Below are 22,125 nucleotides of genomic sequence, written 5' to 3' on the forward strand. Positions count from 1 at the left end.
AAATGAAATGCTGCTGGAAAAGGGGATGAAAAGATGGAACGTCACTACTATACGTACCTGATAAAAGAGGAGTTTGCTAATCACTATTTCGGGCGGGAATCGGTTATGTTTGAGCTGTTTCAAGACTATCATTGGACAAGCCTGACAAAGCAGCAGTATGAAATGACAGAGAAACAGATTCAATATATTACACAGCCAATCCCGATTCTACATATGCATCAGCGGTTAAAAATGAATTTACACAATACGGATTACAGGCAGCTAGATTATATTTATAGATTAGCTTTGCCGAAAGCAAAAGGCCACGCGACGTTTATGATGAAGGAGCACATGATAGAATTAGTGGCTTCGGGGGATTACGAGGCAGAAACGATCTTCTTTGAGGTGTTGAGAAAAGTAAGCCCTTGCTTTCTGGCTATGGATTTTAATTCGAAGCGTTATGGATGGCTAAATCCGGTGAAAGAAAGAAATTTTGTCTAAAACCGAAGAAAAAGAGATGTAAATGTTGTATAATAGCTTTTGGTTTAGTACACTTTAAACTAGACAACATGAAGGAGGAAATAAAATGACTTTATGGGTTGGCATCCTAGTGGGCGTAGTTGCATTGCTCATAGGTGTTGCACTCGGGTTTTTTATTGCTCGTAAATATATGATGAGCTACCTTAAAAAGAATCCGCCTATTAATGAACAAATGTTACGCATGATGATGATGCAAATGGGAATGAAACCTTCTCAAAAGAAAATCAATCAAATGATGAAAGCCATGAATAATCAAACGAAATAATACGTAAAGATTATGATATAGAGAAACATGGTTATAAAATAAAAAACCCTTATACGGGTTTTTTATTTTGCAATCATTCATCACCCGCTACTGCTCTAAGGCGCTGCTTTTGATATTGTATGAGAAGATGGTCAAGCTCCTGACTGAGCTCTATCGTAATATGAGATGTCATTCCGTTCGCCATGACAATTTGCAGCAGCTCTGCTCTTTTTTTTTCAATTTCATTTAATAGATGCTCTCTAATCACAGGGATGTATCCTTTCATACATTAGATCTTCAAAGTGAATGTTTATATTATATCCATATTTATACTAATTTTCAAATGAGAAGGAGTACAATATCTCAATGTCAAATTAAATTATATAAGTTTTTTCTGTAAATAGAAATCCTTCAAGTGAAAGTGTTAAAAAAATGAAATGATTTTGTCATAACTTGAAGGAATGTCAAATCATGAAGGGATGATGACATGGGAGACGTGAATTATTTTTTGACATTCGGAGCGGGATTTTTATCCTTTATTTCGCCTTGCTGCCTGCCGCTTTACCCAGCTTTCTTGTCATATATTACAGGGGTCAGCATGGATGATGTGAAAACAGAAAAGCTGCTGCTGCAGAAAAGAAGCTTGTTTCATACTTTGTGTTTTTTGCTTGGCTTTTCAGTCATTTTTATCGCTTTAGGCTATGGAACATCTTTTGTTGGCAGCCTGTTTAGGGATTATCACGATGCAATTCGGCAAATTGGAGCGTTGCTTATTATTTTGTTCGGTTTCATTACGCTCGGCGTGTTCCGGCCTGAGGCTATGATGAAAGAGCGGAGAATCCACTTTAAGCATAAACCAAGCGGGTTTTTAGGTTCCGTCTTAATTGGAATGGCATTTGCGGCGGGATGGACGCCATGTACCGGTCCGATATTAGCTGCTGTTATCACACTTGCAAGCACAAATCCAGGCTCAGCGGTGCCGTACATGATGTTATATGTACTCGGTTTTGCTGTTCCGTTTCTTTTATTGTCTTTCTTTATCACAAAACTGAAGTGGATAAGAAAGAACCAGCTTTTGATCATGAAAGCAGGCGGCGTTTTGATGATTGTGATTGGTGTGCTGTTATTCTTTAATTGGATGAGCCTGATCATTATTTTGCTGTCGGATCTTTTTGGAGGATTCACTGGTTTTTGACGGTAAATTACTTTCGTACTACTACTAGTCCTTTTGTTTTTGGTACAATAAGACTATTATCTGTGGAAATCGATTGTTGGAGGGGAATATGACAAGAGTTTTAGTTGTAGACGACGCCAAGTTCATGAGGGTGAAAATCAGAGAGATCTTGGAAGAGGCAAATTACATAATCGCAGGCGAAGCCGCGGACGGTGAGCAAGCCGCGGACCTGTATAAAAAACTGCGGCCGGACATCGTGACAATGGATATTACAATGCCAGTGAAAAACGGCATTAAGGCGCTTCGTGATATTTTAACCTTCGATCCTAAAGCGAAGGTCATCATGTGCACCGCCATGCGCCAGCAAAGAATTGTAACGGAAGCGATTGAGCTGGGGGCAAAGGACTTTATTGTCAAGCCGTTCGAAGAAACAAAAGTGTTAGAGGCTGTCAGCCGCGTTATGGGATATTAACGTCATTTCTTTTCAAAATGGTTTTTTTTATTGTTTTGGAGTATAGTATATAGTAACAACACTCCTAGAAACAAAGGAATGATAAGTATGATGATTATAGTTTCATCGATTATTGCTGTGTTAATGGCTGTAGCTGTGATGGTGGTCAGAATAAAGTCCTCTGACAAGCCCGTTTCACCGAAAAAAATCATTCTTCCGCCGATTTTTATGAGTACGGGAGCGTTAATGTTTTTATTTCCGGTATTTTGGGTCACTGGTGCAGAGTTTTTAGAATCAATCACTTTAGGCGTGATTTTTTCTATTTTTCTCATCAAAACTTCTAAGTTTGAAATTAAAAATAATGAAATTTACATGAAACGCTCTAAAGCATTTGTATTTATATTAGTCGGTCTTTTGGTGATCAGAATCGCGATGAAATCGATTTTGAGCACATCAATTGATTACGGCGCATTGAGCGGAATGTTTTGGATTCTGGCTTTCGGTATGATTGTGCCGTGGAGAATCGCCATGTATTTATCATATCGAAAACTTCATAACGAGCTGCAGTCAGCTAATATTCAAATGAATTAAAAAACCTTTCCTGATAGAAGGAAAGGTTTTTTATTTGAGAAGGGCCTGATAAGGTTCAAGATCGATTTTTTTGTCCTGCAGATGTCTTTTTAAGAAGGTATGGTCTCTTTTAGGAGTTGCGAGAATATAGCCTCTGATCATCAGTTGCTGATCAATCTTTGATACCTTTTCTTCTAATGCAAGCTCACCGATTTTACCTGCGATTTTGGCTTTTGCTGCATCTCTGAACAGCTCCGGAACCGGCGAAACCAATTCATTAAGAAATTGTTTGTTTTCATTGCTCCACAAATGCATGCTGTTTTCGATATAGTAATCCTGCCAATCAAGCTCTGACCTGCCGTCTTCTTTCGGTAAACGCTTTAAAAACTTTCGAAACATAAAAAAACCGCCGATTGATAATAAGGCAACCATCATGATCACCCAAAACAGAATAAACCACAAAAACCAGCCTTCCAGCATCAACCATTCCCCCCTTATTCTAACCATATTGTATACGAAGAGAGATTAGAAGAACACAGTAAAAAAAGAATAGAAAGAAATGATAGACGTCTAGTCAAAAGAGATAGTAGATCATATTCTATTGTATAGTGAATCTGCTATTTGGCCATGGGAGAGTCACTAGAGGGTATTTGACGATAAATGGACGGAAAAAAGTCACTTTCATAATAGGGGATGAAAGTGACTTTTTATGTTAGCTGAGAGGAAATTGAAGAGAAAAAGAAGAACCATCTTCTGTTTCTTTATTGACGGCAACTGTGAGTATTTGATTTTCGCATTCGGTTTGAATGGTTTTGTCATTAAAATAAAAAGGAAGCATCATTTGTTTTTCAAAAGTCTGCCCTGACGATTTGACTGTTAAGGTGAACTCGCAGCCAGACAGAGTAACCGTTACTTGTGTCGGCTGTAAAAAAGTCAGATCCGCTTCAATAATATACTGCTGACTTGTTTCATATAAATCAATAGGCAATGTTTCGTCGTACCAGGCAAAGGGGTCTTCAAAAAATTGCCGAAGCCATTCATCCATACTATCGAAATCATTAGCGTCATTACGTTTTGAATGGGTCATGGAAGCATTCCTCCACATATCAACCTTGCTTTACATCATATGCGGAATATCAGAAATGGGTGAACGCATAAAAAAACAGACACTAAGGTCTGCTTTTCTTACATATCATGGCTTGAGTTGTGCTTCTGTCTTGTGTGATTTCGGTTTTTTACTTTTTTGCTACCGCTGAGAGGCTCCGGCTGACCCGGATTGTGTCCTTTAGGGGCGTTTTTATGCATATCTTTACTTGTATTTTTATTGGTCATAAAATGAGAACCTCCTTAAAAAGAGTCCGGTGCTATTGATTGGTTTTTCTTTTTTTATTATTTTGGCGTTCAGCTTCAGTCAGTACAAGCTGGTCGTTTTCGACGTAGCCGGCGCCTTTGCCTTGGCTTTTCGCGTCATTCATTCCGTTAATGACGTGATTCGCTTTTCTTTTGACCATCATTATCACCTCAATCATAATATGGCTCCTTTTGTTGTGTTATATGAGAGAGCATAAACAGTAATAATTACCGGTACATTTGTCCGATAAGCCGAACTTATTGTATTTAATAAAAACATTGATATTTACTTATGTATGATTTTGTTTTAATATGAAATTGTGAGAAAATTGTGATGGAATTTACTTCATCTGAGAATGATCTGATCTGAAGGGGGATTTTGGAGAATGGCAAACGAGCAAAAAACTGTAGCAAAAGACGTTTTCCAAGCGAGAAAAACGTTTACTACTAATGGGAAAACATATCATTACTACTCTTTAAAGGCGTTAGAAGATTCAGGAATCGGGAAGGTTTCGAAGCTTCCTTATTCTATCAAAGTTCTTTTAGAATCAGTATTGCGTCAAGTTGACGGATTCGTCATCAAAAAAGAACACGTAGAAAATTTGGCAAAGTGGGGAACTGCCGAATTAAAGGAAATCGACGTTCCGTTTAAACCGTCTCGTGTTATTTTACAAGACTTCACAGGGGTTCCGGCAGTAGTAGACCTTGCTTCACTGCGTAAAGCGATGGCAGCTGTCGGCGGAGATCCTGATAAAATTAACCCTGAAATTCCTGTTGATCTCGTTATCGACCACTCTGTACAGGTTGATAAAGCGGGCACAGAAGATGCGTTAGCTATTAATATGGACTTGGAATTCGAAAGAAATGCAGAACGCTACAAATTTTTAAGCTGGGCAAAGAAAGCGTTTAATAACTATCAGGCAGTGCCGCCTGCAACAGGTATCGTGCACCAGGTAAACCTGGAGTTCCTGGCAAGTGTCGTCCATGCCACTGAAGAAGACGGTGAACTTGTAACGTATCCTGATACGCTTGTCGGAACAGACTCACATACCACAATGATTAACGGTATCGGTGTTCTTGGCTGGGGTGTCGGCGGAATTGAAGCTGAAGCGGGAATGCTTGGACAGCCTTCTTACTTCCCAGTTCCTGAGGTAATTGGCGCGAAACTTGTCGGCAAGCTTCCGAACGGAACAACAGCTACTGACTTGGCGTTAAAAGTGACACAGGTGCTGCGTGAAAAAGGCGTTGTCGGCAAGTTTGTTGAATTCTTTGGACCGGGAGTTGCTGAACTGCCTCTTGCAGATCGCGCAACTATTGCGAACATGGCTCCGGAATACGGTGCTACATGCGGATTCTTCCCAGTAGATGAAGAAGCGCTAAACTATCTGCGCCTGACAGGCCGTGACCCTGAACATATTGATGTTGTCGAAGCATACTGCAGAAGCAATGGCTTGTTCTACACTCCAGATGCGGAAGACCCTCAATTTACTGATGTGGTTGAAATTGACCTGTCTCAAATTGAAGCAAACTTATCAGGTCCAAAACGCCCTCAGGATTTGATCCCGCTTTCTGCTATGCAGGAAACGTTTAAAAAGCATTTAGTCAGCCCTGCGGGTAACCAAGGATTCGGTTTACATGCAGAAGAAGAAGAAAAAGAAATTAAGTTTAAACTCCTTAATGGCGAAGAAACAGTTATGAAAACGGGTGCGATCGCCATTGCTGCGATCACAAGCTGTACGAATACATCCAACCCGTTCGTTCTGATCGGCGCCGGACTCGTAGCGAAAAAAGCGGTTGAGTTAGGGCTTAAAGTGCCTAATTACGTAAAAACGTCACTTGCACCTGGCTCTAAAGTCGTTACAGGATATCTTGTGAATTCAGGCCTTCTTCCATACATGAAAGAGCTTGGTTTTAACCTCGTTGGGTACGGATGTACAACATGTATCGGAAACTCAGGTCCGCTTTCACCAGAAATCGAAGAAGCGGTTGCAAAAAATGATCTTCTGATTACATCTGTCCTTTCCGGAAACCGTAACTTTGAAGGGCGTATTCACCCGCTTGTTAAAGGTAACTATCTTGCTTCTCCGCCGCTCGTTGTGGCATATGCGCTGGCTGGAACGGTAAACATTAATCTGAAAACTGATCCGATCGGTGTGGGCAAGGATGGTCAAAACGTATACTTTAACGATATTTGGCCATCAATGGACGAAATCAATTCACTTGTTAAGCAAACTGTTACGCCTGAGCTCTTCCGCAAAGAGTATGAAACAGTATTTGATGACAACAAGCGATGGAATGAGATTGAAACAACAGATGAAGCCCTATATAAATGGGATAACGAGTCAACTTACATTCAAAACCCGCCATTCTTCGAAGAAATGTCTGTTGATCCAGGTAAGGTTGAGCCATTAAAAGGTCTGCGTGTTGTCGGTAAATTCGGCGATTCAGTCACAACTGACCATATTTCTCCTGCGGGGGCAATCGGAAAAGACACGCCTGCCGGAAAGTATTTGCAAGAAAAAGGCGTTTCTCCTCGTGACTTTAACTCCTACGGTTCCCGCCGCGGAAACCATGAAGTTATGATGAGAGGAACATTTGCAAACATCCGCATCAAAAACCAAATCGCACCGGGTACAGAAGGCGGATTTACAACGTACTGGCCGACTGGTGAAGTAACGTCCATCTATGATGCGTGCATGAGATACAAAGAAGATAAAACAGGTCTTGTCGTATTAGCAGGAAAAGACTACGGTATGGGATCTTCACGTGACTGGGCTGCAAAAGGAACAAACCTTCTCGGCATCAGAACGGTAATTGCTGAAAGCTTTGAAAGAATTCACAGAAGCAACCTTGTATTCATGGGTGTGCTGCCGCTTCAGTTTAAACAAGGTGAAAATGCGGAAATACTCGGTTTAACAGGTAAAGAAGTCATCGAGGTTGATGTGGATGAAACAGTTCGCCCTCGTGACCTTGTGACAGTAAGAGCAATCAATGAAGACGGTAATGTAACAACATTTGAAGCAGTCGTCCGCTTTGATAGTGAAGTGGAAATTGATTACTATCGCCATGGCGGCATCCTGCAAATGGTGCTTCGTGAAAAAATGAAGCAGTCCTGATGAATCTATAGGAAGAGAAGGCATTTCTGCTTTCTCTTCTTTTTATGACAAAGTGTGCTGCGGAGGTGGCATATGCTGAAAAAATGGCTCGCAGGTATCCTGCTTATCATGCTTGCCGGTTATATGGGATGGAATTTGTATCAAACATACAGCAAAAAAGAAGTCGGAATTGAAGAGGGACAGCAAGCACCTGATTTTGCTTTGAGAACGCTATCGGGAGAGAAAAGTTCCTTACAGGACACAAAAGGCAAAAAGGTGCTGCTCAATTTTTGGGCAACTTGGTGTAAACCGTGCCGTCAGGAAATGCCGGCGATGGAACAGCTGCAAAAAGAACACGCTGACGAACTTGCGGTTGTTGCGGTAAATTTCACTTCAGCTGAGAAAAGCGAGAAACAGGTCCGGGCATTTGCTGAAACGTATGATTTAACGTTTCCCATTCTGATTGATAAACAAGGGATCAATGCTGACTATAACGTGATGTCATATCCAACGACGTATATCTTAAATGAAAAAGGTGTTATTCAAGACATACACATTGGCACCATGACAAAAAAAGAAATGGAACAAAAACTGGATCTTGATTAGATTCAGTTTTTTTATGTTCAGATATGCTTACAAGTTTTCAGAATTGGAAAAAATAAAAGAATATGCGGAGGTGAGAAGAGTGAAGAAGATGAGAAAGCGTTCTTTTCATGAGCTCGTCATGGAAAACAAAAAAGAGCTGATGACCAATACGGAGTATTTAAATCAGCTTGAGGAAAAGCTTGAACAGCGATTTAAGCAAAAATAACCTTTAATTTGTATTCATGTTTACCCCTCCTTTTGAGAATCCTATCTGTTGAGGAGGGATAAACATGGGAAACAACAAGAAAAACGGTCAGCCTCAATATGCTCCCAGCCACTTGGGTACAAAGCCTGTAAAATATAAAGCCAATAAAGGGGAAAAAATGCATGATACTTCAGGGCAGCAGCCGATCATCATGCAGACAAAAGGCGAGTAGCGCCGCATCAAGTTTATTTCTAGGGGGTACATCCGAATGACAAAGAACCAAAATCAATACCAGCAGCCTAATCCTGATGATCGTTCTGATAACGTAGAAAAATTGCAGGATATGGTTCAAAACACAATTGAAAACATAGAAGAAGCAGAGGAGTCAATGGAGTTTGCTTCAGGAGAAGATAAACAGCGTATCAAAGAAAAAAATGAAAGACGCGAACAGAGTATCGAAGCGTTTCGTAATGAAATTCAAGACGAATCTGCAGCGAGACAAAACGGATACCGTTCATAAAAACCAGGGAAACCTGGTTTTTTTCTTTCTGATTTGATTATGGTAAAATGGGGCTAAATTGACGTTAAGGGAGCAGAGTAATCTTGCATGTATCAAAAAAAGAAATAGAAGTGCGTTATGCAGAAACAGATCAAATGGGGATTGTTTATCACGCAAATTATCTTGTATGGATGGAGGTCGGCAGAACGGCCCTCATTAAGGACTTAGGCTTTTTATACAGTGATATGGAAAAGAGAGGCGTTCTGTCTCCAGTCGTTGATATCAATATTTCCTATAAAAAGCCGCTTCATTACGGAGAAACCGCGGTTGTGCAAACATGGATAGAGGAATACAACGGTTTTAAAACCGTCTATGGTTATCACATTTATAATCCGGCCGGTGAGCTTTCCATCAAAGCCACCTCATCTCATATTTGTGTAGATAAAGAAAGCTTTAAGCCTATTCAGTTTCGTAAAGCTTTCCCTGATTGGCACGAGGCATATGAAAAGGCCAAAAAATAGGGAAGTGAACGAGATATGGCGTTTGGTGTGAAACGTGAGGAACTCAACCGGTGGAAACAAGCAGTGAAAAGAGGAGAAATCGCATTTTTAACACATTACTGGCTGGATGACCGGTTTCCGGAAGCAAAGACTGTGACAAAAGCTGGCTGTGCAGATATTGATAAGCTGATTCAGTGGGGAGCGGCGTACGGTTTAAAAAAAGAATGGATACATAAAAAAAGTGAATTTCCTCACTTTGATCTGCTGGGTGAGACACAAAAATATATTTTGGAGCAAGAAAACCTGACAGATCATCTTATCAGATTTCATTTATAAAAAAAGAGCGCACATAATGTGCGTTCTTTTTTTATTGGTATTCAAAAACCGGTTCATCAGCGTCTGCTGAATAGCTGACTAGTAGGTCGTGGTTATCGAAGTACCAAAGATCACTTTCTTCAATAAAGAAGGTGATGCCGCCGGCTTCTGCAGTGGCTCCAGCCTCTTGTGGGGCATCTTTCGCCACTCCGAGGGAAAATCCCTTTTGAACGTTGCTGCAGCCGCCGTAGCGGACGAAAAAGCGAACCTGGTCTCCGCTTTCTAAATCGAGCTCTTCCTTATACCAGTTCAGTGCGTCTTCGTTAATTGTCATATTCATAACAGAACACCCCTTTGTTCTTCATTTGAATTTTCTCTATTATAAACGTATTAGGCTATTCTGTGTCAAAAGAGAAGGTTTATAACCATTTCACTTTAGGTTCTGTTTTATTGATAATTCGTTTAATGTTCGCCCGGTGTCTGTATATCACAAAAATAGTGAGCAGGGTAACGACAATCAATAAATACTTATCATGGACAAAGAGACTATATATAACAGTATAGATCCCTGTTAACATCGATGACAGAGAAACAAATTTAGTTAAGTATAAAAAGATGAAAAATACCGCGACCATCGTGATAAATAACAGAGGTGCGTAAAATAGCAAAACGCCTCCGGACGTTGCCACGGCTTTGCCGCCTTTAAATTTAGCGAAGACGGGAAACACATGGCCCAAAACTGCAAAGACTCCTGCTAGAAGCGGGTGAATATCAACATGCATGAGAAAAGGCAATGCAGTTGCCAGCGTACCTTTCAAAATATCTCCGGCTATCACGATCGAACCAGCTTTTACGCCCAACGTACGGAATGCATTGGTAGCTCCTAAGTTGCCGCTCCCGTGCTCCCGGATATCAATTCCCTTGGCAAGCTTGCCAACAATTAAGCCAGATGGAATGCTGCCTATCAAGTAGGCCAAAATAATCAATAAAGCAATTAACATCTACATTTCTCCTTTTTCAAAATCCCTTCTTTCTATTTTAACATGAGATATCATAATCTGATGATAAGTTTTTTGTAAAGTTTGCTTACAAATCCAATCAAACATGCATCATATTTTGATTTCTTACATTTTGATCGTGTAAAATAGATGAAAAAGGAGTGGTACATGATGCAAAACCCTTCCAAAGCGGAAATTAAAGAGATTCTTGATCAAAGCAAGCGAATCGCGGTAGTGGGGCTTTCTGACCGCCCGGATAGAACGTCGTATATGGTTTCCAAAGCGATGCAGGATGCGGGCTATGAAATCATTCCCGTCAATCCTACAATTGATGAGGCACTTGGTGTCAAAGCTGTTTCATCTTTACAGGAGATTGATGGTCCGATTGACATCGTCAATGTATTCCGGCGCTCAGAACAGCTGCCAGGCGTGGCGGAAGAGTTTTTGGAGACAGACGCTCCAGTATTTTGGGCACAGCAAGGGCTGGTAAACGAAGAAGCTTACCAGATGCTAAAGCAAAAAGACAGAACGGTTATCATGGATCTGTGCATAAAAGTGGCGCACGCTGTAACAAAATAGATGCAGAACTGCAAAAATCCTTGTGAATTCAAGGATTTTTGCTTTTTAATTTTAAGATATTGTTTGCGTATTACGGTGAAACAGATACAATAAAGCTTGAACAGCTTTTTTTGAATACCTTGTCTAGCTGGGTTTCGGCCGTTCGATTTGCGAAGGTCTGCTGCTTTATATATAATAAACAAACATACGTTCTCATAGTGTAAAAACAGCACTATCCGATGTTTTGCGAACTGATTCGTTAGCTCTATGTTGCGATTGCAAACATATTGGTTATAATGAGGAGTCCAAGGCAGTACCGGCTCGAGGCGAGGTTTATAACAAATACTTTATACTATTGATGGTGTAACACTGAAAAAGAGAAAGACAATGTTAGTTTTTGAAAGGGGTTTGTACGTTTGGCTAGAAAACAGCAATTTGATTACAACGAAGATGCCATACAGGTGCTCGAAGGCCTTGAGGCTGTCAGGAAAAGGCCGGGTATGTATATTGGCTCTACTGACGCACGGGGCTTGCACCACTTGGTTTATGAAATTGTAGATAACTCTGTCGACGAGGTGCTTGCCGGCCATGGAGATCACATAATCGTCAAAATACATAAAGACAACAGTATATCTGTACAGGATAGAGGCCGCGGCATGCCAACCGGAATGCATAAGCTCGGCAAACCAACCCCTGAAGTGATTTTAACGGTGCTTCATGCCGGAGGAAAGTTCGGTCAAGGCGGCTATAAGACAAGCGGAGGGCTGCACGGAGTTGGTGCATCAGTTGTGAATGCTTTATCTGAATGGCTGACGGTTACCATTGAGCGGGACGGTTTCGTCTATCAGCAGCGTTTTGAACACGGAGGAAAGCCAGTCACATCTCTCGAAAAGATCGGCAAAACAAAAAAGACAGGAACGCTAACACACTTTAAGCCAGATCCAACGATGTTCAGCACAACGACTTATAATTTTGAAACGCTTTCTGAACGCTTAAGAGAATCTGCGTTTTTGTTAAAAGGATTAAAAATTGAGCTGATTGACGAGCGCAATGACCAGCAAGAGGTCTTTTATTATGAGAACGGCATAGAAGCATTTGTCGCTTACTTAAATGAGGAAAAAGACGCCTTGTCTGAAGTGGTCTCATTTGAGGGAGAGCATCATTCAATAGAAGTGGACTTTGCGTTCCAGTTTAACGACGGCTATTCTGAAAACATTTTATCGTTTGTTAACAACGTCAGAACAAAAGACGGCGGGACTCATGAGTCAGGTGCAAAAACAGCGATGACACGCGCTTTTAATGAATATGCACGAAAAGTGGCTTTGCTGAAAGAAAAGGATAAAAACCTGGAAGGCACTGATATAAGGGAAGGGCTTTCAGCCATTATTTCTGTTCGGATTCCTGAGGAGCTTCTTCAATTTGAAGGACAAACAAAAGGAAAGCTGGGTACGAGTGAAGCGAGATCAGCAGTTGATGCGATTGTTTCAGAGCAGCTTGCTTACTTTTTAGAGGAAAACCGGGATACTGCAACGCTTCTTGTCAAAAAAGCTATCAAAGCGAGCCAGGCACGCGAAGCGGCACGCAAAGCCCGTGAAGAAGCAAGAAGCGGCAAAAAACGAAAAAAATCAGAAGCGACATTAAGCGGGAAGCTGACGCCTGCGGGTTCGAGAAACCCGGCAAAAAATGAATTGTATCTCGTTGAGGGGGATTCTGCAGGCGGATCAGCCAAGCAGGGAAGAGACCGCAGATTCCAAGCAGTTCTGCCTTTACGCGGTAAAGTCATTAATACGGAAAAAGCTAAGCTTGCTGATATCTTTAAAAATGAAGAGATCAATACAATCATACATGCGATCGGCGGGGGTGTCGGAGCTGATTTCTCAATCGATGATATCAACTACGACAAAATCATCATTATGACCGATGCGGATACTGACGGCGCTCATATTCAAGTGCTGCTTCTTACCTTTTTCTATCGCTATATGAAGCCGCTCATTGAACATGGCAAAGTGTTCATTGCACTGCCTCCTTTATATAAGGTCAGCAAAGGAAGCGGAAAAAAGGAAATCATTGAATATGCATGGTCTGATGAAGAGATGGGTGATGTCCTGAAAAAAGTCGGCAAAGGTTATACCATTCAGCGATATAAGGGTCTTGGAGAGATGAACGCAGACCAGCTGTGGGAAACGACGATGAATCCCGAGTCACGTACGCTTGTAAGGGTCAAAATCGACGATGCGGCACGTGTAGAGAGACGTGTCACGACGTTAATGGGAGACAAAGTAGAGCCGCGCAGAAAGTGGATTGAGAAAAACGTCGCTTTCGGCTTAGATGAAGAAAGCAATATTTTAGAAAATGAAAACTTATCGGTCGCTGAGGAGGTTTAATGTTGTCACAACCAGAATTATTTCATGATTTACCATTAGAAGAGGTGATCGGCGACCGTTTTGGACGCTATAGTAAATATATTATTCAAGACAGGGCGCTTCCTGATGCAAGAGACGGCTTAAAGCCGGTACAGCGCAGAATTCTGTACGCGATGCATACAGATGGAAACACGTTTGATAAAAACTTCAGAAAAGCGGCCAAAACGGTCGGTAACGTCATCGGTAACTATCATCCGCACGGTGACAGTTCGGTTTATGAAGCTATGGTGCGGATGAGCCAGGATTGGAAAGTGCGAAATGTGTTAATTGAAATGCATGGGAACAACGGAAGCATCGACGGAGATCCCCCGGCAGCTATGCGTTATACAGAAGCGAGGTTATCTCCGATCGCTTCTGAGCTTCTTCGGGATATTGACAAAAATACAGTTGAATTTGTGCCGAACTTCGATGATACAAGCAAGGAGCCTGTTGTACTCCCGGCGATGTTTCCTAACCTATTGGTCAACGGATCTACCGGGATTTCAGCAGGATACGCAACCGACATTCCCCCTCATCATCTGGGAGAAGTCATTGATGCTGTCATCAAGCGCATTCAAATGCCATCTTGCTCTGTTGATGAACTCATGGAAGTCATTAAAGGGCCTGATTTTCCGACAGGCGGGATTATTCAAGGCGTTGACGGCATAAAAAAAGCTTACGAAACCGGAAAAGGAAAAATCATTATCCGTGGAAAAGCTGAAATTGAAACAATCAGAGGCGGACGAGAACAAATTGTCATTACGGAAATTCCATTTGAAGTGAATAAAGCAAACCTTGTGAAAAAAATGGACGAGTACCGCATTGATAAAAAGGTTGAAGGCATCTCAGAGGTTCGCGATGAAACGGATCGAACTGGGCTGAGAGTGGTCATTGAACTGAAAAAAGAAGCGGATGCCAAAGGCATTTTGAATTTCTTATATAAAAATACTGATTTGCAGATCACCTATAACTTTAACATGGTGGCTATTCATAATCGCCGTCCGATGTTGATGAGCCTGCCGTCTATTTTGGATGCATATATCGGCCACCAAAAGGAAGTCGTCACAAACCGGTCCGTTTATGAGCTTCAAAAAGCAAAAGACAGACATCACATCGTAGAAGGACTCATGAAAGCTTTGTCCATTTTGGATGAAGTCATTGCAACAATTCGTTCTTCAAGCGATAAACGTGACGCTAAAAACAACTTGATAGCGAAATATGAATTTACAGAGCCTCAGGCTGAAGCCATCGTGTCACTGCAGCTATATCGTTTAACCAATACAGATATCACAGCACTGAAAGAAGAAGCAGAAGAGCTCGGCAAAAAAATTGAAGAGCTCGAATCCATTCTGAGCAATGATAAAAAGCTGTTAAAAGTGATCACAAACAGCTTAAAAGCACTGAAAAAGAAATATGCAGACACGAGACGCTCCGTGATTGAAGAAAAAATTGAGGAAATTAAGATTAACCTTGAAGTCATGGTTGCGTCTGAGGATGTATATGTGACCGTTACGAAGGATGGCTACCTAAAACGGACGAGCCAGCGTTCATTTGCCGCTTCCAACGGCCAGGATTTCGGAATGAAAGATACGGACAGGATGCTCCATCAGTTTGAAATGAATACGACGGATGTGCTGCTGCTCTTTACGAACAAAGGAAGCTACATTTATTGTCCGGTTCACCAGCTGCCTGATATTAGATGGAAGGACATGGGCCAGCATTTTTCAAATATAATCACCATTGACCGTGATGAAACGATTGTAAAGGCCATACCGATAAAAGAATTTGATCCGTCGGCGTATCTATTGTTCTTTACGAAAAACGGAATGGTGAAAAAGACAGAGCTCACCCATTATAAAGCACAGCGTTATTCTAAAGCGCTTGTGGCCTTAAATCTGAAGGGTGAAGACGAACTGATTGATGTACATGTAACAAATGGGGAAAGCCAGATCTTTATGGCCACTCACCTAGGGTATGGCTTATGGTTTGGAGAAGACGAAGTAAATGTAGTTGGCGCGCGTGCCGCTGGTGTCAAAGGGATTAACTTAAAAGAAGATGACTTTGTTGTCTCTGGAGAAATCCTTCAAGAATCTGATTCAATTGTATTGTTCACACAGCGGGGAGCGGTGAAACGCATGAGTCTTTCCGAGTTTGAAAAAACATCCCGTGCAAAACGTGGTGTTGTTATGCTAAGGGAACTGAAGAAGAATCCTCACCGGGTCGTAGCGCTGTTCGCTTGCGGTCTTGAACAGCGGCTTATGGTGGAAACAGAAAAAGGCGACAGAAAAGAACTGCAGGCAAAAGACTTTCGGACAAACGACAGATACAGCAATGGCTCTTTCTTTATTGATGAAGAGGAATCAGGCAAGGTTACAGCTGTCTGGCGCCTTCATACAGAACAATAATAAAAAACCCGCTCATATCATGTGAGCGGGTTTCGTTTGTATTTCAATTAGCTTTCATGGCTAGTGAAAAGATCTGTAAAGGCATGAACAAATTCGATTCCTTGCCATACAAATAAATTCAGCGCGGTGAAAGAAAATAAGCCTAAAATCACCATTCTTAAGATAAACAACATGTTTAACAGCCTCCTCATATTTTCGTTATATAATCGGGTGATGTTGAACATGAAGTTTGCCGAAATAAGACGATTGATAAAATTTGGCCAGTATAAAGCTTTTTTTCCGCTGGCGCCTGCGGGAGTATCCCGTACTTTTGCTTTCAGCGGTCAGAAGCAGAACAGCCATTGCCCATAGAGCAGTCAGCGCAAATGCCCCTGTGATGGATTTCTTCTCATCATCTGCATTTTGCCCGGCTTTCATCTCATGCATTTCCTGCTGGTCGGCTACGGCTTTATAATGATGGCCTATATCAAAGGCGTGGGGAATTGAGAACAAATGAAAGCTGGCAATCGCCAAAAATAAGATGGACGCTTTTAGTATCGTTACTTTTTTCAAATGATCTCCCCCTCCTTTAATATTACTGAATATTTTTATAATAATACCCTAATCCATCCTAAAAGTAAACCTGATTTATTAAATTTAAAAATAAATTTCACTTTGTTAAGTATATATCTTTTTGCTTATTTTTGAAAGAGAAATTTCTTTTATTAGTGTATGTATACCCGGTCTAAGATGTGAATAAAAACACATTTTAAAAGATATGTTTGTTGTTTAGGAATTATGATTTTATTTATCAAAGGAAACGGAAGGTGGCAGGAAAGAAATTCTTACTTTTAAAAGAGAAATCTTGCTTATAAGAAATATTTTTATTCATAGGAAAATAATAGAGAGGGAGACCAAAGGAGTGAAGCATCAATCTAGGACAACAATCTTCACGAAAAAACTTCCTAATTCGACATATTGTGATATAATAAAACTCGTTATGTTAAAAAATCTAACATCAAATATGAATTCACAATGAATTGATGAAAACGGGAGGTCAATATGGAGTCTTTTTTCAACAGTTTGATCAATATTCCAAGTGATTTTATCTGGAAATATTTATTTTATATTTTAATAGGACTTGGACTATTTTTTACACTTCGTTTTGGTTTTATCCAATTCCGTTATTTTATTGAAATGTTCAGAATAGTAGGTGAGAAGCCTGAAGGAAATAAAGGTGTTTCGTCTATGCAGGCGTTCTTTATTTCTGCTGCATCCCGAGTCGGTACAGGGAATTTGACTGGTGTTGCCTTAGCAATTGCGACAGGCGGACCAGGCGCTGTATTTTGGATGTGGGTTGTAGCTGCTGTAGGTATGGCTTCAAGCTTTGTTGAGAGTACGTTAGCACAGCTTTATAAAGTGAAGGACGGAAACGATTTCCGCGGCGGACCGGCCTACTATATTCAAAAAGGTCTTGGAGTCAGATGGCTCGGCATCGTATTCGCTGTCTTAATTACCGTGTCATTCGGTTTAATCTTTAACGCTGTTCAATCCAATACCATTGCGGGAGCGTTAGAAGGCGCATTTCATGTGAACAAAACAGTTGTGGCTATTGTTCTTGCTGCTTTAACGGCTTTTATTATTTTCGGCGGTTTAAAACGTGTAGTCGCAGTGACACAATTGATTGTTCCAGTGATGGCTGGCCTTTATATTCTCATTGCACTATATGTTGTATTCACCAATATTTCTGCATTTCCAAGCGTTATTGCGATAATTGTCAAAAATGCTTTGGGATTTGAACAAGTTGTCGGCGGCGGACTGGGAGCTATCATCGTCATCGGTGCACAGCGCGGGCTTTTCTCTAACGAAGCGGGAATGGGTAGCGCGCCTAACGCTGCTGCGACAGCTCATGTTTCGCATCCGGCAAAGCAGGGCTTTATTCAAACATTAGGCGTGTTTTTCGATACATTTATCATATGTACGTCTACAGCGTTTATCATCTTACTATACAGTGTAACACCAAAAGGTGACGGCATCCAGGTTACACAAGCTGCTCTGAGCCACCATATTGGAGGCTGGGCGCCTGGTTTCATAGCAATTGCAATGTTCTTGTTTGCCTTTAGTTCAGTTGTCGGAAACTACTATTATGGTGAGACAAACATTGAATTTATTAAAACAAGCAAAACATGGCTGAATATTTACCGCATCGCGGTTATTGCTATGGTTGTCTTTGGATGTGTAGCAGGGTTCCAGATTGTGTGGGACATGGCGGACCTCTTTATGGGTATCATGGCGCTGATTAACTTAATTGTTATTACACTGCTGTCGAACGTTGCTTACAAAGTGTATAAAGATTACGCGAAGCAGCGTAAACAAGGACTTGATCCTGTATTCAAAGCGAAAAACATCCCGGGTCTTAAAAACACTGAAACTTGGGAAGATGAAAGACAAGAAGCATAAGAACACGGCTGCATTCAATCAATTGAATGCAGCTTTTTATTTGGCGAAAAGAAGCGGAATGTTTTGATTTCATAAAAAAATAACGTGTAAAGTCCTGGTTACATACTTTTATATGTGGTCCACATGTATCAGCAGTATCTGAAACAAGACAAAAAGAGCAAATTGGCAGGCTTTTAAACCGCCTAAAAACAAGAAATTAGGTTGATAGACAATCATGAGAAAGATTTTTACAATGAGTCCGTGCTAAAAAAGCGAAAGGGAGGAGAACGGTACTAGGCATATGTTTTACATAATCATTTGAAGGAGGAAAGAATATTCTATATGAAACGTTCAGTCTCTATCTTAATTGTATGTTTATTTATTGCATTACTAGCAAATAGCGGCTTGACTGCTCCAGAAGCATCTGCAGCAGTGACAAAAACGCCAGTATCCATAAATGGCCAGCTTAGCATAAAAGGTACACAGCTAGTCAATCAAAACGGCAAAGCGGTGCAGCTGAAGGGGATCAGTTCACACGGATTGCAATGGTATGGCGATTTTGTCAATAAAGACAGCTTAAAATGGCTGAGAGACGATTGGGGCATTACGGTTTTCCGCGCGGCGATGTATACGGCCGACGGCGGTTATATTGATAATCCGTCTGTGAAAAACAAAGTAAAAGAAGCGGTTGAAGCGGCAAAAGAGCTTGGGATATATGTCATCATTGACTGGCATATCTTAAATGACGGCAATCCAAATCAAAATAAAGAGAAGGCAAAAGAATTCTTCAAGGAAATGTCAAGCCTTTACGGAAGCACGCCAAACGTCATTTATGAAATTGCGAACGAACCAAACGGCGATGTGAACTGGAAGCGTGATATTAAACCGTATGCGGAAGAAGTGATTTCCGTTATTCGCAAAAACGATCCCGACAACATCATTATTGTCGGTACCGGTACATGGAGCCAGGATGTGAATGATGCTGCCGATGATCAGCTAAAGGATGCAAATGTCATGTACGCACTTCATTTTTATGCCGGCACACATGGCCAGTTTTTACGGGATAAAGCAAACTATGCACTTAGCAAAGGAGCACCTATTTTTGTGACGGAGTGGGGGACAAGCGATGCTTCCGGAAATGGCGGAGTATTTCTTGACCAGTCGAGGGAATGGCTGAATTATCTCAACAGCAAGAACATCAGCTGGGTAAACTGGAATCTTTCTGATAAGCAGGAATCATCTTCAGCTTTAAAGCCGGGAGCATCTAAAACAGGCGGCTGGCCGTTATCAGGTTTATCCGCTTCAGGAGCATTCGTAAGAGAAAACATTCTCGGTACCAAAGATTCGACGAAGGACATTCCTGAAACGCCAACACAAGATCAACCCACACAGAAAAACAGCATTTCTGTGCAATACAGGGCAGGTTATGGTAGTGTGAACGGGAACCAAATCCGCCCGCAGCTTCACATAAAAAATAACGGCAACACCAGGGATGATTTAAAAGATATCACTATCCGTTACTGGTATAACGCAAAAAACAAACCTCAAAACTTTGACTGTGACTACGCGCAGATTGGATGCGGCAATGTGACCCACAAGTTTGTGGCGTTACATAAACCTAAGCAGGGTGCAGATACCTATCTGGAACTAGGGTTTAAAAATGGAACGCTGTCACCAGGAGCAAACACAGGGGATATTCAGCTTCGTCTTCACAATGATGACTGGGGCAATTATGCACAGGGTGAGGATTATTCCTTTTTCCAATCAAATATGTTTAAAACAACGAAAAAAATCACATTATATAATCACGGAAAACTGATTTGGGGAACAGAACCCAAATAGTTTAGCTTTTGGCGGGCATCAGCAATGATGTCCGTTTTCATCATCTTATACAGCAAAACAAGGAGGTATAGGTTGTGGATGAAACACTGAAGCAGTATATGATGCTGTTCAAAGAAATGAATAATGCGATAAATGGTCCGGACTATCCTGGTAAGGAAAAAGACATCCAACATCAAAAAGAACAGATCGAAGCTTACGAAAAACAGCTGCAGCAAGGTTTTTCTACAGATTATGACTACGATGTATTTGCTGACTCGGTTATCAAATGCGCATATGGCGATATGACGCTGGAAGATTTGGAAGCAGTTTATTATGGATTGACAACGCCATTTTTTGATTAGACCTCCAACAGTAAAATTTCAATTTCTGTCTCACTAACTTAAGTATACTTTTGTATTGAGACAGAAATTCATTTATTTTGTTTACTTCCTAGAATATATATTATGTAAACTAAAAAATGAAAACAGGCAGCAGTTGTATTTCATTATCGTCCTCCCCTTCTTTTTTAATGGTTTGTTCATATTTTAGTAATTGTTTATTCAACTCTATTCTTTAAAGTGATTTGTACATAAGATGGCTTCCGCGGCCACTACTGAATTTCTTCGATTGGAGGTAAAATGGAATGCCGTTATGCTGAAGAAACAAATGACTACGCTTATACGTTTTTGTACCGTCGGAGTTGGCAACACGCTTATTGACTTTTGTGTATTTTTCCTTTTAACCGCTTTACAGGTGCCATATCTCATTGCCCAGGTTTGTTCTTATACGTCCGGAATCGCCAACAGTTATATTTGGAATCGGATTTGGACGTTTGAAGTGGCGAAAAAAGCCGACAAACAGGAAATGATTCGGTTTATCGCCGTTAATCTCGCAGCGTCCGGTATGACGTTTTTGCTGCTATTCGGCCTTCAAAAAGCCGGATTGTCTCTTCTGATCAGCAAATTGATTGCAACTGTCGGCGGTATGGTGATTAATTTTATCGGGAATCGCCTCTGGGTCTTCCGCGATCCGTTGAAAAAATCAGAATCAATGTAAGAAAACTGAAATGGAGTGAAGGAAATGAAAAAAATCAGAAAAGCCGTCATCCCTGCAGCAGGTCTAGGAACACGTTTTTTACCTGCAACGAAAGCTCAGCCTAAGGAAATGCTCCCTATCGTTGATAAGCCTGCTATTCAATATATCGTTGAGGAAGCGGTTCAGTCAGGTATTGAAGATATTTTGATTATTACAGGGCGAAACAAGCACGCGATTGAAGATCATTTTGACCGTTCCATTGAGCTTGAACAGAATTTGATTGAAAAAGGGAAAACAGACATCTTAGGCGAAATGCAGGACATTGCAAATCTTGCGAATATCCATTATATTCGTCAGAAGGAGCCGCTTGGCTTGGGACATGCCGTTTTGTGCGCGGAGCATTTCATTGGCGATGAACCGTTTGCCGTCCTTTTAGGCGATGATATTATGGTGTCTGAAACACCGGCTCTTCGGCAATTAATGGATGTATATGACGTTTATGGCACAGAGGTTGTCGGTGTACAGTCAGTTCTCCCTGAGGATGTCAGCAAATATGGTATTATCAATACATCAGGGTCTCAAGGGCATGTATACGAAGTGAACGATTTAGTGGAAAAGCCTTCTCCTGAAGAAGCGCCTTCGGAAATCGCCGTGATGGGACGTTATGTGCTGAATTCATCGATCTTCCCCGTTTTAAAGTCCATTGGCAGAGGCGCGGGCAACGAAATTCAGCTTACAGATGCGCTTCGTGAGGCTTGCCGTAAGCAGCCTATCCATGCCCGGCTGCTGGAAGGAAATCGATATGACATTGGCGATAAGCTGGGCTGTTTTAAAGCAAGCACTGAAATCGGCTTAATGCGCCCCGAAATGAGATCTCAGCTTTTGGCCTATTTAGAAGATGTGATCAAACGGGAAACGAAAGAAATGCTGCGATAAAAAATTGTAACCATCTTGCTCGTCAATCAGTCATATAATAGAGAA

The 22,125-nt window shown here is 41.2% G+C and carries 29 protein-coding genes; 20 read left to right on the forward strand and 9 right to left on the reverse strand.

Annotated elements, in window-relative coordinates:
• The first annotated feature begins 33 nt into the window (after positions 1–33).
• Complete coding sequence (sirA, locus tag AC0C66_RS01665) at positions 34–480, forward strand: sporulation inhibitor of replication protein SirA (RefSeq protein WP_014113937.1); 447 nt, start codon at positions 34–36, stop codon at positions 478–480.
• 85 nt (positions 481–565) lie between these two features.
• Positions 566–784, forward strand: coding sequence for a YneF family protein (locus AC0C66_RS01670; protein WP_003221221.1), 219 nt, complete (start codon positions 566–568; stop codon positions 782–784).
• Between the two features lie 73 nt (positions 785–857).
• Here AC0C66_RS01670 and ynzD read toward each other — a convergent pair whose 3' ends face one another.
• Entirely contained in the window at positions 858–1,031 is a 174-nt protein-coding gene (ynzD, locus tag AC0C66_RS01675) for an aspartyl-phosphate phosphatase YnzD (RefSeq protein WP_024121579.1), read from the reverse strand.
• A gap of 219 nt (positions 1,032–1,250) precedes the next feature.
• On the opposite strand from ynzD, the gene ccdA reads away from it, so the two are divergent.
• From ccdA to AC0C66_RS01690, 3 genes are all read left to right on the forward strand, one after another.
• Entirely contained in the window at positions 1,251–1,958 is a 708-nt protein-coding gene (gene ccdA, locus AC0C66_RS01680; protein ID WP_014113938.1) for a cytochrome c-type biogenesis protein CcdA, read from the forward strand.
• Between the two features lie 88 nt (positions 1,959–2,046).
• Entirely contained in the window at positions 2,047–2,409 is a 363-nt protein-coding gene (locus AC0C66_RS01685) for a response regulator (RefSeq protein ID WP_014113939.1), read from the forward strand.
• A gap of 78 nt (positions 2,410–2,487) precedes the next feature.
• Positions 2,488–2,979, forward strand: coding sequence for a CcdC family protein (locus AC0C66_RS01690; RefSeq protein WP_072566335.1), 492 nt, complete (start codon positions 2,488–2,490; stop codon positions 2,977–2,979).
• A gap of 30 nt (positions 2,980–3,009) precedes the next feature.
• Here AC0C66_RS01690 and AC0C66_RS01695 read toward each other — a convergent pair whose 3' ends face one another.
• The 4 genes from AC0C66_RS01695 to sspO all read right to left on the reverse strand — a co-directional run bounded on the left by AC0C66_RS01695 (position 3,010) and on the right by sspO (position 4,469).
• Entirely contained in the window at positions 3,010–3,438 is a 429-nt protein-coding gene (locus tag AC0C66_RS01695) for a DUF2621 domain-containing protein (protein WP_072183186.1), read from the reverse strand.
• 232 nt (positions 3,439–3,670) lie between these two features.
• Positions 3,671–4,063 (reverse strand): outer spore coat protein CotM, encoded by a 393-nt coding sequence (gene cotM / locus AC0C66_RS01700; RefSeq protein ID WP_072183185.1) that lies wholly within the window; start codon positions 4,061–4,063, stop codon positions 3,671–3,673.
• 80 nt (positions 4,064–4,143) lie between these two features.
• Positions 4,144–4,290: a small acid-soluble spore protein P gene (locus AC0C66_RS01705; protein WP_003221237.1), complete on the reverse strand. Its 147-nt coding sequence runs from the start codon at positions 4,288–4,290 to the stop codon at positions 4,144–4,146.
• Positions 4,291–4,322: 32 nt separating this feature from the next.
• On the reverse strand, positions 4,323–4,469 hold the full coding sequence (sspO, locus tag AC0C66_RS01710; protein WP_003221239.1) for an acid-soluble spore protein SspO: 147 nt from the start codon (positions 4,467–4,469) through the stop codon (positions 4,323–4,325).
• A 225-nt stretch (positions 4,470–4,694) separates the two neighbouring features.
• On the opposite strand from sspO, the gene acnA reads away from it, so the two are divergent.
• From acnA to AC0C66_RS01745, 7 genes are all read left to right on the forward strand, one after another.
• Positions 4,695–7,424, forward strand: coding sequence for an aconitate hydratase AcnA (gene acnA, locus AC0C66_RS01715; protein ID WP_088679168.1), 2,730 nt, complete (start codon positions 4,695–4,697; stop codon positions 7,422–7,424).
• 72 nt (positions 7,425–7,496) lie between these two features.
• The gene (locus tag AC0C66_RS01720; protein ID WP_061186392.1) at positions 7,497–8,009 is read left to right on the forward strand and encodes a redoxin domain-containing protein; all 513 of its coding nucleotides are present in this window, start codon (positions 7,497–7,499) and stop codon (positions 8,007–8,009) included.
• 79 nt (positions 8,010–8,088) lie between these two features.
• Positions 8,089–8,214, forward strand: coding sequence for an FbpB family small basic protein (locus tag AC0C66_RS01725; protein ID WP_003244964.1), 126 nt, complete (start codon positions 8,089–8,091; stop codon positions 8,212–8,214).
• Between the two features lie 64 nt (positions 8,215–8,278).
• Positions 8,279–8,425, forward strand: coding sequence for an acid-soluble spore protein SspN (gene sspN, locus AC0C66_RS01730; RefSeq protein ID WP_003221249.1), 147 nt, complete (start codon positions 8,279–8,281; stop codon positions 8,423–8,425).
• A 36-nt stretch (positions 8,426–8,461) separates the two neighbouring features.
• A complete protein-coding gene (tlp, locus tag AC0C66_RS01735; RefSeq protein WP_003221250.1) occupies positions 8,462–8,713 on the forward strand; it encodes a small acid-soluble spore protein Tlp in 252 nt (83 codons plus the stop codon).
• A gap of 83 nt (positions 8,714–8,796) precedes the next feature.
• Complete coding sequence (locus tag AC0C66_RS01740) at positions 8,797–9,213, forward strand: YbgC/FadM family acyl-CoA thioesterase (protein WP_014113943.1); 417 nt, start codon at positions 8,797–8,799, stop codon at positions 9,211–9,213.
• A 15-nt stretch (positions 9,214–9,228) separates the two neighbouring features.
• On the forward strand, positions 9,229–9,528 hold the full coding sequence (locus AC0C66_RS01745; RefSeq protein ID WP_003221255.1) for a hypothetical protein: 300 nt from the start codon (positions 9,229–9,231) through the stop codon (positions 9,526–9,528).
• A 31-nt stretch (positions 9,529–9,559) separates the two neighbouring features.
• Here AC0C66_RS01745 and AC0C66_RS01750 read toward each other — a convergent pair whose 3' ends face one another.
• Both AC0C66_RS01750 and plsY read right to left on the reverse strand, forming a co-directional pair.
• Positions 9,560–9,847, reverse strand: a complete 288-nt coding sequence (locus tag AC0C66_RS01750) for a HesB/YadR/YfhF family protein (protein WP_014113944.1) — start codon at positions 9,845–9,847, stop codon at positions 9,560–9,562.
• A 79-nt stretch (positions 9,848–9,926) separates the two neighbouring features.
• Positions 9,927–10,508: a glycerol-3-phosphate 1-O-acyltransferase PlsY gene (gene plsY, locus AC0C66_RS01755; RefSeq protein WP_003221258.1), complete on the reverse strand. Its 582-nt coding sequence runs from the start codon at positions 10,506–10,508 to the stop codon at positions 9,927–9,929.
• 168 nt (positions 10,509–10,676) lie between these two features.
• Here plsY and AC0C66_RS01760 point away from each other — a divergent pair, with 168 nt between their 5' ends.
• The 3 genes from AC0C66_RS01760 (at position 10,677) to parC (ending at position 15,870) form a co-directional block, all read left to right on the forward strand.
• Positions 10,677–11,084: a CoA-binding protein gene (locus AC0C66_RS01760; protein ID WP_014113945.1), complete on the forward strand. Its 408-nt coding sequence runs from the start codon at positions 10,677–10,679 to the stop codon at positions 11,082–11,084.
• A gap of 395 nt (positions 11,085–11,479) precedes the next feature.
• Complete coding sequence (gene parE, locus AC0C66_RS01765) at positions 11,480–13,447, forward strand: DNA topoisomerase IV subunit B (RefSeq protein WP_014113946.1); 1,968 nt, start codon at positions 11,480–11,482, stop codon at positions 13,445–13,447.
• 2 nt (positions 13,448–13,449) lie between these two features.
• On the forward strand, positions 13,450–15,870 hold the full coding sequence (gene parC, locus AC0C66_RS01770; RefSeq protein ID WP_072183183.1) for a DNA topoisomerase IV subunit A: 2,421 nt from the start codon (positions 13,450–13,452) through the stop codon (positions 15,868–15,870).
• Between the two features lie 47 nt (positions 15,871–15,917).
• Here the strand turns inward: parC and AC0C66_RS01775 are convergent, their stop codons facing one another.
• Together AC0C66_RS01775 and AC0C66_RS01780 are read right to left on the reverse strand one after the other, a co-directional pair.
• Positions 15,918–16,043, reverse strand: coding sequence for a hypothetical protein (locus AC0C66_RS01775; protein ID WP_014113948.1), 126 nt, complete (start codon positions 16,041–16,043; stop codon positions 15,918–15,920).
• Between the two features lie 25 nt (positions 16,044–16,068).
• A complete protein-coding gene (locus tag AC0C66_RS01780) occupies positions 16,069–16,422 on the reverse strand; it encodes a hypothetical protein (protein WP_014113949.1) in 354 nt (117 codons plus the stop codon).
• Between the two features lie 489 nt (positions 16,423–16,911).
• Here AC0C66_RS01780 and AC0C66_RS01785 point away from each other — a divergent pair, with 489 nt between their 5' ends.
• The 5 genes from AC0C66_RS01785 to galU all read left to right on the forward strand — a co-directional run bounded on the left by AC0C66_RS01785 (position 16,912) and on the right by galU (position 22,080).
• A complete protein-coding gene (locus AC0C66_RS01785) occupies positions 16,912–18,309 on the forward strand; it encodes an alanine/glycine:cation symporter family protein (RefSeq protein WP_072566340.1) in 1,398 nt (465 codons plus the stop codon).
• Between the two features lie 321 nt (positions 18,310–18,630).
• The gene (locus tag AC0C66_RS01790; RefSeq protein WP_088679170.1) at positions 18,631–20,130 is read left to right on the forward strand and encodes a cellulase family glycosylhydrolase; all 1,500 of its coding nucleotides are present in this window, start codon (positions 18,631–18,633) and stop codon (positions 20,128–20,130) included.
• Positions 20,131–20,204: 74 nt separating this feature from the next.
• The gene (locus AC0C66_RS01795) at positions 20,205–20,471 is read left to right on the forward strand and encodes a YnfE family protein (RefSeq protein ID WP_072181945.1); all 267 of its coding nucleotides are present in this window, start codon (positions 20,205–20,207) and stop codon (positions 20,469–20,471) included.
• 289 nt (positions 20,472–20,760) lie between these two features.
• Positions 20,761–21,165 carry a GtrA family protein gene (locus tag AC0C66_RS01800; RefSeq protein WP_242733173.1) on the forward strand — a complete coding sequence of 135 codons (405 nt, stop codon included), beginning with the start codon at positions 20,761–20,763 and terminating at the stop codon, positions 21,163–21,165.
• 24 nt (positions 21,166–21,189) lie between these two features.
• Positions 21,190–22,080, forward strand: coding sequence for a UTP--glucose-1-phosphate uridylyltransferase GalU (galU, locus tag AC0C66_RS01805; protein WP_242733171.1), 891 nt, complete (start codon positions 21,190–21,192; stop codon positions 22,078–22,080).
• The last annotated feature ends 45 nt before the right edge of the window (positions 22,081–22,125 follow it).

It is taken from the genome of Bacillus sp. VA13, assembly GCF_055710085.1.

What these genes read in the sequence shown, in the direction of transcription:
- sirA (WP_014113937.1), top strand. Translation starts at nt 34, where the DNA reads ATGGAACGTCACTACTATACGTACCTGATAAAAGAGGAGTTTGCTAAT.
- AC0C66_RS01670 (WP_003221221.1), top strand. Translation starts at nt 566, where the DNA reads ATGACTTTATGGGTTGGCATCCTAGTGGGCGTAGTTGCATTGCTCATA.
- ccdA (WP_014113938.1), top strand. Translation starts at nt 1,251, where the DNA reads ATGGGAGACGTGAATTATTTTTTGACATTCGGAGCGGGATTTTTATCC.
- AC0C66_RS01685 (WP_014113939.1), top strand. Translation starts at nt 2,047, where the DNA reads ATGACAAGAGTTTTAGTTGTAGACGACGCCAAGTTCATGAGGGTGAAA.
- AC0C66_RS01690 (WP_072566335.1), top strand. Translation starts at nt 2,488, where the DNA reads ATGATAAGTATGATGATTATAGTTTCATCGATTATTGCTGTGTTAATG.
- AC0C66_RS01695 (WP_072183186.1), bottom strand. Translation starts at nt 3,438, where the DNA reads ATGCTGGAAGGCTGGTTTTTGTGGTTTATTCTGTTTTGGGTGATCATG.
- cotM (WP_072183185.1), bottom strand. Translation starts at nt 4,063, where the DNA reads ATGTGGAGGAATGCTTCCATGACCCATTCAAAACGTAATGACGCTAAT.
- AC0C66_RS01705 (WP_003221237.1), bottom strand. Translation starts at nt 4,290, where the DNA reads ATGACCAATAAAAATACAAGTAAAGATATGCATAAAAACGCCCCTAAA.
- sspO (WP_003221239.1), bottom strand. Translation starts at nt 4,469, where the DNA reads ATGGTCAAAAGAAAAGCGAATCACGTCATTAACGGAATGAATGACGCG.
- acnA (WP_088679168.1), top strand. Translation starts at nt 4,695, where the DNA reads ATGGCAAACGAGCAAAAAACTGTAGCAAAAGACGTTTTCCAAGCGAGA.
- AC0C66_RS01720 (WP_061186392.1), top strand. Translation starts at nt 7,497, where the DNA reads ATGCTGAAAAAATGGCTCGCAGGTATCCTGCTTATCATGCTTGCCGGT.
- sspN (WP_003221249.1), top strand. Translation starts at nt 8,279, where the DNA reads ATGGGAAACAACAAGAAAAACGGTCAGCCTCAATATGCTCCCAGCCAC.
- tlp (WP_003221250.1), top strand. Translation starts at nt 8,462, where the DNA reads ATGACAAAGAACCAAAATCAATACCAGCAGCCTAATCCTGATGATCGT.
- AC0C66_RS01745 (WP_003221255.1), top strand. Translation starts at nt 9,229, where the DNA reads ATGGCGTTTGGTGTGAAACGTGAGGAACTCAACCGGTGGAAACAAGCA.
- AC0C66_RS01750 (WP_014113944.1), bottom strand. Translation starts at nt 9,847, where the DNA reads ATGAATATGACAATTAACGAAGACGCACTGAACTGGTATAAGGAAGAG.
- plsY (WP_003221258.1), bottom strand. Translation starts at nt 10,508, where the DNA reads ATGTTAATTGCTTTATTGATTATTTTGGCCTACTTGATAGGCAGCATT.
- AC0C66_RS01760 (WP_014113945.1), top strand. Translation starts at nt 10,677, where the DNA reads ATGCAAAACCCTTCCAAAGCGGAAATTAAAGAGATTCTTGATCAAAGC.
- AC0C66_RS01775 (WP_014113948.1), bottom strand. Translation starts at nt 16,043, where the DNA reads ATGTTGTTTATCTTAAGAATGGTGATTTTAGGCTTATTTTCTTTCACC.
- AC0C66_RS01785 (WP_072566340.1), top strand. Translation starts at nt 16,912, where the DNA reads ATGGAGTCTTTTTTCAACAGTTTGATCAATATTCCAAGTGATTTTATC.
- AC0C66_RS01790 (WP_088679170.1), top strand. Translation starts at nt 18,631, where the DNA reads ATGAAACGTTCAGTCTCTATCTTAATTGTATGTTTATTTATTGCATTA.
- AC0C66_RS01800 (WP_242733173.1), top strand. Translation starts at nt 20,761, where the DNA reads ATGCTGAAGAAACAAATGACTACGCTTATACGTTTTTGTACCGTCGGA.
- galU (WP_242733171.1), top strand. Translation starts at nt 21,190, where the DNA reads ATGAAAAAAATCAGAAAAGCCGTCATCCCTGCAGCAGGTCTAGGAACA.